General features: G+C 68.7%; 5 protein-coding genes. 4 read left to right on the top strand and 1 reads right to left on the bottom strand.

Going from position 1 to position 4,368, the window contains the following annotated elements; all coding sequences use genetic code 11:
* On the top strand, positions 1-395 hold a 395-nt coding region (locus ACFQEU_RS12050), incomplete at its 5' end, for an HD domain-containing protein (protein WP_379782456.1).
* A 54-nt stretch (positions 396-449) separates the two neighbouring features.
* The gene (locus tag ACFQEU_RS12045; protein WP_379782453.1) at positions 450-1,901 is read left to right on the top strand and encodes an FAD-dependent oxidoreductase; all 1,452 of its coding nucleotides are present in this window, start codon (positions 450-452) and stop codon (positions 1,899-1,901) included.
* A gap of 38 nt (positions 1,902-1,939) precedes the next feature.
* On the opposite strand, the gene ACFQEU_RS12040 is transcribed toward ACFQEU_RS12045, so the two are convergent.
* On the bottom strand, positions 1,940-3,400 hold the full coding sequence (locus tag ACFQEU_RS12040) for an HD domain-containing protein (protein ID WP_379782451.1): 1,461 nt from the start codon (positions 3,398-3,400) through the stop codon (positions 1,940-1,942).
* A 131-nt stretch (positions 3,401-3,531) separates the two neighbouring features.
* Between ACFQEU_RS12040 and ACFQEU_RS12035 the strand changes: the two genes are divergently transcribed.
* Both ACFQEU_RS12035 and ACFQEU_RS12030 read left to right on the top strand, forming a co-directional pair.
* Complete coding sequence (locus ACFQEU_RS12035; protein WP_379782449.1) at positions 3,532-3,795, top strand: hypothetical protein; 264 nt, start codon at positions 3,532-3,534, stop codon at positions 3,793-3,795.
* A partial coding sequence (locus ACFQEU_RS12030) for a putative sulfate exporter family transporter (RefSeq protein ID WP_379782447.1) occupies positions 3,795-4,368 on the top strand: 574 nt, incomplete at its 3' end. The genes ACFQEU_RS12035 and ACFQEU_RS12030, both read left to right, overlap by 1 nt.

The following is a 4,368-nucleotide window of genomic DNA, read 5'->3' as shown; positions in this document are numbered from 1 at the left end:
CCGGCGACGTGGCGACCCGTGCCGATACGACGGCCGACGCCCCCGACCCGGCCGCGAAGGCGGCCGCGGAGCGCGAGGCGATGGCCGACCTCACCGACCCGCTTCCCGATCGGATCCGGAACGCGTTCGCGGAGTACGAGGCCCGCGAGACGCCGACAGCGGTCCTCGTCAAGGAGTGCGACTTGCTCGACACCTGCCTGCAGGCCCTCGTCTACGAGCGCGCCGAGCGGTACGACCCCGCCGAGGGCGACCCGGAGGCGTTTCGGGAGTACGCCGCCCTCGACGAGTTCTTCGAAACGACCGTTCGACGTCTGCGAACGGAGACGGGACGATCGGTGTTCGAGCGGCTCCACGAGCGCTACCGTGACGAGCGGTCGATCGGCTCCGCGGAATAGGAAACGTGTTAACGATCGATCCGGTACTCCCCGATGAGACGGAGCCACGAACGCATGTCAGACGACACCAATCTACTGATCGTCGGCGGGGGGATTAGCGGGGCGGCGCTGTTGTACACGGTCGCGAAGTTCACGGACATCGACCGGGCCACCCTGATCGAGAAGGAGCGGGAGATCGGGGCGGTAAACACCCACCACACGAACAACTCTCAGACGCTCCACTTCGGCGACATCGAGACGAACTACACCCTGGAGAAGGCGGAGGCGGTCAAAGAGGGCGCGGAGCTGCTCGCGGGGTACCTCGAACACGTCGATCCCGACCGCGAGATGCACAGCAAGCGCAACAAGATGGTGCTCGCGGTCGGAGAGGAAGAGGTCGCCGAGCTGGAGGCGCGCTATCACGACGAGGGGTTCGGCGAGCTCTTCCCGAAGCTCGAACCGATCGGCCGTGAGGAGATCGCCGAGCTCGAACCGAAGGTGGTCGAGGGGCGGGACCCCGACACGGAGCTGCTCGCGCTGTCGACGCCGGACGGCTACGTCGTCGACTACGGGATGGTCGCGAACTCCTTCGTCGAGGCCGCGCGCGCCGAAGCGGGGGTCGCCGTCCACCTCGGGACGACGGTGACGGGCGTCGACGAGACCGACGACGGGTTCCACGTGGAGACTGACGACGGCGAGTTCGCGACCGACGCGGTGGTCGTCGCCGCCGGGTCGCACAGCCTCCAGTTCGCCCAAGAAATGGGGTACGGTGGGGACATGTCGCTGCTCCCCGTCGCTGGGAGTTTCTTCCTCGCGGACGACCTGTTGAACGGGAAGGTGTACACGCTCCAGATGAAGAAGCTCCCGTTCGCGGCGGTCCACGGCGACGCCGACGTCCACGACGCGAGCGTCACGCGGTTCGGCCCGACCGCGAAGCTCGTCCCGGCGCTCGAACGCGGCGAGCTGTCGACCGTCGGCGACTTCGCCGACGTGTTCGGGTTCACTCCGTCGTCGTTCCTAAGCTACGGTGAGATCCTCTCGGACCGCATCCTCTTCCCGTACGTGGTCCGGAACCTAGTGTACGACCTCCCCGCGGTGGGGAAGCGGTCGTTCCTCCCGAACGTGCGGAAAGTCGTTCCCTCCGTCGAGCTCGACGACATCTCCCGAGCGAAGGGGTACGGCGGGGTCCGCCCGCAGATCGTCGACACCGACAACAGGGCGCTCGATATGGGCGAGGCGAAGATCGAGGGGGACGGGATCCTGTTCAACATCACCCCCTCGCCGGGGGCGTCGACGGCGCTGAAGAACGCGATGACTGACGTGCGAACCGTTCTCGACTTCCTCGACGCGGAGGACACGTTCGACGAGGACGCGTTCCGCGCGGCGACGATCGACAACTTCCCGCGCGCCAACGACGACGACACCACCGAAACGGGGGCGTCGGCCGGCGACGACGACAGCGACACGGCCGGCGACGACACCGACACGGCCGGCGACGACACCGTTTCCGCCGAAGCCGACGACTGAGTGTCCGGGAGGGTGGCTGCGCAGCGTCCGAGGACGACTCAGCGGTCGTCGTCACTACCCCGTGTCGCCGCCTCCGTTTCGCTCCCGTCGACGCCCGCCCAGCGACGGACGCGGTCGCCGTCTGGGCCGACTTCGTGGGCGAACGCCGCCTCCAGCAGCCGGATCGTTCGCCGTTTCGTTCCCGCAGGGACGAACACGAACGGGATCGGCACGTCGAACGCACGGTCGCCGTACAGGCCCCACTCGCCGACCGAGCGCGTGGTGCCGCCGTAGGCGATCGGGATGTCCGCCAGCTCGTCAGGGTCGTACGCCGGGACGTACGAACGGTCGATCCACACCTCGTGGGGCGGCACGTCAAGCGCGTCCGCCAACAACCCCTCCAGCCGGTCGTCCTCGCTCGTGAGCCACGCCGCGAAGGCGTCGATGTCGGCGTCGACGCGGTCGGCGAGGGCGATCCGGTGTTTCCAACAGGTCGCCGGGAACCGCCGGCCCCGGAAGCGGTCGTACATCGACGCCAGCCGTGAGTCCGGGTTCTCCCGGGCGGCGATGCGTAGCCGTTCGAGCACGGCGTTGTCGTCCAGCTCCCGTTCGAGCACGCCGTCGACACTCACCGGGCGCTCGCCGACGGTCGCGGTGTACTCGTCGAGCATCGCTTGGAGGAGCCGGTTCGCGTACACCGACTTGTGGTGTTGGGTAACCCACATGTACAGCGCGATTCGGCCTTCGAGGTAGTTACCGATGGTCGACAGCGCCTTTTCCGAGAGCGCCAGTCCCTCCTCGGGATGAGCGGTGTAGGCGTCTACCATCCGGTCCACGTCGAAGCTCAACACGCCCGCGCCGGTCATCCGGTTGTCGCGCGTGATGTAGTCGAGCCGATCGACATCGATGGGCGAGTGGAGCAGCTGTGCGCCGACCCCGTACTGCCACGGCTCGCCGCGTTCGTACGCGAGGCTGTAGCCGAGCACGTACGCACACACCTCGAACGGGTCGACGTCGAACGCACGCAGCGCGTGGCCGTACGCCTCCACGATGAGCACACAGCCGAGCAGCTCGTGCGGGCTCGCCGAGCGGAGCGGATCCCCGCCCACGCCGGCGTCATCGAAGGCGTCGACGAGGCCTGCGTCGGCGACGCGCTCGCGGAGGACGCTCTCGTCGAGCAGCCCCTCGGAGAGATGTGAGAACGGCGGATGACCCACGTCGTGGAGGAGACAGGCACACTCCAGGGTCCGCTGGATCTCTTCGAGCTCGTCGACGCTGGCGTCGCGGGTGAAGTACGACTGCCGACGGAGATTCTCGAAGACGGTCCGGCCGAGGTGGTACACGCCGAGCGAGTGTTCGAACCGCGTGTGGTTCGCGCCGGGGTAGACGAGGTGGGTCGCGGAGAGCTGCCGGACGTATCGGAGCCGCTGGAACGGTCGGGTGTCGACGACGCCGTCGACGAGCGCGTCCGGCAGCTCGACGTACCCGTGGACGGGGTCTTTGATCTGTGTCGTCGCCATCGAAGTGATCGGACGACGGCCTCGCGTCACCTGCCTCTTTCGGTCCCGCCCGGAGTTCGTGGGGACGTCGCGCCGCTCGCCATCGGTGCAGTATCCCGTTCGTTAAGTGTCGACCCCGTCGAAGCCGGGGTATGGTATCGGAGGCGGCCGACAGGGCGGACGAGGCGACGGGCCGCCGGGGCGACGCAACTGACCGTCCGGATGACGCGGGCGACGCAACTGACCGTCCGGATGACGCGGGCGACGGTGGCGACGCCGGTTCCCCGCTCGTCGACCGATGGATCGCGCTCGACCGGGGCTGGCAAGCGCTGGTGCTCGGACTCGGGATCGTCGGCGTCCATCCCGTCGTCGAACTGCTCGGGCGGATGGAACGGCTCGGGATCCCGACCGTCTGATGACGGTCGTCGCCGCCGTGAGACCCTACGTTCCCGGCCTCGCGCTCCTCGGCGGGGGCGCGGTTCTCGCCGCCGTGATCGGTGGGGCGGTCGACGCGCTCTCGCCGCTCGTCGTCGCCGTCGTGGTCGGCGCGGTCGTCGGCAACACCGTCGGGACACCCGACGCGGCCGAACCCGGGGTCGACGTCGACACGCTGTTCTTGGAGACCGGGATCGTCCTCCTCGGCGAGGAGGTCGTCGTCGAGGAGTTCCTCCCCACCGGACCGACCGTCCTCGGACTCGTGCTCGTGACGGTGGCGGGCGGGCTGGTCCTCGCGGAGGGGGTAGCCCGGCTGTTGTTTCGGGTGGGAACGCCGACCTCGTCGCTGTTGGCGGCCGGCGCGAGCATCTGTGGCGTCTCAGCCGTCGTCGCTATCGGCCGCGTCCTCGACGCGCGCGGGTCGGCGATCACCCTCGCGGCCGGAACCGTCCTCCTCTTCGACGCCGTCACGCTCGTCGCCTTCCCGCTCGCCGGGGAGTGGCTGGGGCTCTCCAGCCGGCAGTTCGGCGTCTGGGCGGGCGTGAGTATGTTCT

Source organism: Halorubrum tibetense (assembly GCF_042661865.1).
GTDB lineage: Archaea > Halobacteriota > Halobacteria > Halobacteriales > Haloferacaceae > Halorubrum > Halorubrum tibetense.
The sequence above is the reverse complement of the archived record's forward strand: the minus strand, read 5'-3'. Positions and strand labels throughout refer to the sequence as shown.